Here is a 4,533-nt window from a genome sequence, read left to right as displayed (position 1 = left end):
CTTTTGATCTTCTAAAAGCAAAGTCAAAAGATCGCAGCCTGCGGCAGCTCCTACAGTTTGGATCAGTGGGATTTGCTGAAGCGTTGCACGAGCTTCATAACGACCACGAAGAAGACAGGCACAAAGATCACTGCCAGCGTGGCGGTGATCATCCCGCCGATCACCCCGGTGCCGATCGCTTGCTGACTCGCCGAGCTTGCGCCAGTGGCAATCGCGAGCGGCACCACACCGAGAATGAACGCCAGCGACGTCATCACGATCGGCCGCAGACGCAGGCGTGCTGCCTGCAACGTCGCATCGATCAGATCGTGACCTTCGTCGTACAGGCTCTTGGCGAACTCGATGATCAGGATCGCGTTCTTCGCCGACAGACCGATGATGGTGATCAGGCCAACCTTGAAGAACACATCGTTGGGCATTCCGCGCAGCGTCACGGCCAGCACCGCGCCGAGCACGCCCAGCGGCACCACCAGCAACACCGAGGTCGGAATCGACCAACTCTCGTACAGCGCCGCCAGACACAGGAACACCACCAATAGCGACAAACCGAGCAGGATCGCTGCCTGGTTGCCGGACAAGCGTTCCTGCAACGACAGACCGGTCCATTCCTGTCCCAGGCCTTTCGGCCCCTGCGCCACCAGACGTTCGATTTCCGCCATGGCCTCACCGGTACTGTGCCCCGGTGATGGTTCGCCGGAAATCGCGATCGCCGGATAGCCGTTGTAACGGGTCAACTGCGCCGGGCCCTGAATCCAGTTGGCCTGGACGAACGCCGACAGCGGCACCATGTGCCCGGCGTTGTTGCGCACATGCATTTTCAGCAGATCGGCCACCTGGCTGCGTTGATCGCCTTCGGCTTGCACGACAACGCGCTGCATGCGCCCCTGATTGGGAAAATCGTTGATGTAGCTGGAACCGACGGCAGTGGACAGCACGTTGCCAATGTCGGCAAACGACACGCCCAAGGCATTCGCCTGTTTACGATCCACGATCAGTTGCACTTGTGGCGCTTCGGCCAGCGCGCTTTCACGCACGTTCATCAGCACCGGGCTTTTCTCGGCGGCAGCCAGCAACTCAGTACGTGCCTGCATCAAGGTCGCATGGCCGAGGCCGCCGCGATCCTGCAAACGGAACTCGAAACCGCTCGAGGTGCCGAGGCCATCCACGGGCGGAGGCAACACCGAGAACGCCATGGCGTCCTTGATTTCACTCAGGGCGATATTGGCGCGATCGGCAATCGAGCTGGCCGCATCATCACTGCTGCGCTGCGACCAGTCCTTCAGTGTCGAGAACGTCAGCGCCGCGTTCTGGCCGCTACCGGAGAAGCTGAAACCGAGGATCACCACCGTGTCACTGATCCCCGGCTCGCCGGCGTTATGCGCCTCAAGCTGTTCAGCCACGGCCACCGTACGATTCTTGGTCGCACCGGGCGGCAGCTGAATGTCAGTGATGGTGTAGCCCTGATCTTCCACCGGCAGGAACGAGGAGGGCAGACGCGCGAAGCACAGGCCCAGTCCTACCAACAGCACAACGTAGATCAGCAGGTAACGGCCGCTGCGTTTCAACGCATAGCCGACCCAGCCTTGATAACGATCGGTCAGGTGCTCGAAGCGGCGGTTGAACCAGCCGAAGAACCCGGATTTCTCGTGATGCTCGCCTTTGGCAATCGGCTTGAGCAGTGTCGCGCACAGTGCCGGCGTCAGGGTCAGGGCGAGGAACGCCGAGAACAGAATCGACGTCGCCATCGACAGCGAGAACTGCTGGTAAATCACCCCGACCGAACCTTGCATGAACGCCATCGGAATGAACACCGCGACCAGCACCAGCGTGATGCCGATGATCGCGCCAGTGATCTGCGTCATGGCTTTGCGCGTGGCTTCCTTGGGCGACAGACCCTCGGTGGCCATGATCCGCTCGACGTTCTCGACCACGACAATCGCGTCGTCGACCAGAATGCCGATGGCCAGCACCATGCCGAACATGGTCAGCACGTTGATCGAGAAACCCAGCGCGAGCATGGTTGCGAATGTGCCCATCAAAGCCACCGGCACCACCAGCGTCGGGATCAGCGTGTAGCGCACGTTCTGCAGGAACAGGAACATCACCGCGAACACCAGCAACATCGCCTCGCCAAGTGTGTAAATCACTTTGGTGATCGAGACTTTGACGAACGGCGAAGTGTCGTACGGGATCTTGTATTCCACGCCCACCGGGAAGTAGCGCGACAGTTCATCCATCTTCGCCCGCACCAGGGTTGCGGTGTTCAGTGCGTTGGCACCCGGCGACAACTGCACGCCGACGGCGGTGGACGGCTTACCGTTTAGGCGCGTACCGAACTGGTATTCCTGACTGCCGATCTCGACCCGCGCGACGTCACCGATACGCACAGTGGAACCATCGCGATTGGCTTTGAGGACAATGTCGGCAAACTCTTGCGGCGTCGATAACTGACCTTTCACCAGAATGGTCGCGGTGATTTCCTGGCTCGACGGATTGGGCAGATCACCGATGCTGCCGGCGGACACCTGAGCGTTCTGCGCGACGATGGCTTCATTGACGTCAGCCGGTGTCAGGTTGAACGCGATCAGCTTCTGCGGATCGATCCAGATGCGCATGGCCCGCTCGGCGCCGTACAACTGCGCCTTGCCGACACCGTCCAGACGCTTGATCTCGTTCATCACATTACGCGCCAGATAATCACTGAGCGCTACGTCATCGAGCTTGCCGTCGCTGGACGTCAGGGTGATCAGCAAGAGAAAACCGGACGAGACTTTTTCGACCTGCAAACCTTGCTGATTGACCGCTTGCGGCAGGCGCGACTCGACTACCTTGAGGCGGTTTTGCACGTCGACCTGCGCCAGTTCCGGGTTGGTGCCCGGCTGGAACGTGGCTTTGATCGTCGCGCTGCCAAGGCTGCTCTGCGATTCGAAGTACAGCAGATGATCGGCGCCGTTGAGTTCTTCCTCGATCAGGCTGACCACGCTTTCATCGACGGTCTGCGCCGAGGCGCCGGGATACACGGCATAGATTTCGATCTGCGGCGGGGCGACATCGGGGTATTGCGCCACCGGCAACTGCGGGATGGCCAGCGCACCGGCCAACAGGATGAACAACGCGACGACCCAGGCAAACACCGGGCGGTCGATAAAGAACTGCGGCATAGAAAAGCGTCCTGCTTACTGACCAGAGGTCTGGGCAAGTGGAAGAGGGGAGTCGTCGATCTGCACGGTTTCGCCGGGACGGGCGTGTTGCAGGCCTTCGATGACGATGCGGTCGCCGGGCTTGAGGCCGCCGGTGACGATCCAGCGATTGTTCTGCACCGCGCCGAGTTGTACCGGTTGTTCGGCGACGCGCATTTGCTCATCGACGGTCAAAACCTGGGCAATGCCGGCGCTGTCACGCTGCACGGCACGTTGCGGTACGGTGATGCCGTTCTGGATAGTTGCCTGCTCGAGGCGCACGCGGATGAAACTGCCCGGCAGCAAGTCGAGATCCGGGTTGGGGAATTCGCTGCGCAGGATGATCTGGCCAGTGCCCGGGTCGACGGTGATGTCGCTGAAGAGCAATTTGCCCGGCAGTGGATACAGGCTGCCGTCATCCTGAATCAGCGTGGCTTTGACCTGATCCTGGCCGACTTCCTGCAACTGTCCGGAGCGGAACGCGCGGCGCAATTCGTTGAGTTCACGGGTCGACTGGGTGAGGTCGGCGTGGATCGGGTTGAGCTGCTGGATCAGCGCCAGTGGTGTGGTTTCGTTTTGCCCGACCAGTGCGCCTTCGGTCACCAGTGCGCGGCCAACACGCCCGGAAATCGGTGCAGTGACGGTGGCATAACCGAGGTTCAGTTTTGCGCGCTCGACGGCAGCCTTGTTGGCCGCAACGTCAGCGGCAGTTTGCCTGGCATTGGCGCGGGCGTTGTCGTAGTCCTGGCCGCTAATGGCCTGGTCATCGATCAACTGGGCATAGCGCTGCTCTTGCAGTTTGGCCTGGAAGGCATTGGCTTCTGCCTTGCGCAACGCGGCTTCGGCGCTGTCGAGGTCCGCCTTGAACGGCGCCGGGTCGATGCGGAACAGCACGTCGCCCTTTTTCACGTCGCTGCCTTCGCGGAAGGTGCGCTGCAAGACCACGCCGGCCACCCGTGCCCTCACTTCGGCGATGCGTGGCGCAGCGATGCGGCCGCTGAGTTCGCTGCTGATCGTCAGGGGATGCGCTTCGATCGTCTCGATGCGCACCGTGGCCGGTGGCGTCTGATCCTCTGCCTTCGAGGACGAATCACAGGCGCTCAGCGTCAGCGCCATCGCGATCAGGCCGAGCCCGGCCAGCAGTTTGTTCGACATGTACAACCCCCAATATTGATGTCCGCATCCTACGGGCAGACGCCGAGATTAGCGGTGAAGCTTTGTAGGCGCTGTGTGAAATTGTGTAAGGGTTTTGCTCAGGGATGGGCGAGGGCGTATATCCTTCAGGTCTTGAATTCTTTTGTGACGGTTAAACCGCTTTCGCGAGCAAGCTCGCTCCCACACGGGTTTTGTGAAC

General features: G+C 60.8%; 2 protein-coding genes. Both read right to left on the bottom strand.

Annotation, left to right across the window (positions count from 1 at the left end; translation table 11 throughout):
• Positions 1-62: 62 nt before the first annotated feature.
• A complete protein-coding gene (locus tag ACW9IR_RS28765; protein ID WP_457465995.1) occupies positions 63-3,161 on the bottom strand; it encodes a multidrug efflux RND transporter permease subunit in 3,099 nt (1,032 codons plus the stop codon).
• Positions 3,162-3,176: 15 nt separating this feature from the next.
• On the bottom strand, positions 3,177-4,334 hold the full coding sequence (locus ACW9IR_RS28760) for an efflux RND transporter periplasmic adaptor subunit (RefSeq protein WP_102901860.1): 1,158 nt from the start codon (positions 4,332-4,334) through the stop codon (positions 3,177-3,179).
• Positions 4,335-4,533: the final 199 nt, after the last annotated feature.

It is taken from the genome of Pseudomonas sp. SDT291_1_S447 (assembly GCF_054070155.1).
The sequence above is the reverse complement of the archived record's forward strand: the minus strand, read 5'-3'. Positions and strand labels throughout refer to the sequence as shown.

Excerpts from the sequence above, each read along its gene's own strand:
- ACW9IR_RS28765 (WP_457465995.1), bottom strand. The coding sequence starts at position 3,161 with ATGCCGCAGTTCTTTATCGACCGCCCGGTGTTTGCCTGGGTCGTCGCG.
- ACW9IR_RS28760 (WP_102901860.1), bottom strand. The coding sequence starts at position 4,334 with ATGTCGAACAAACTGCTGGCCGGGCTCGGCCTGATCGCGATGGCGCTG.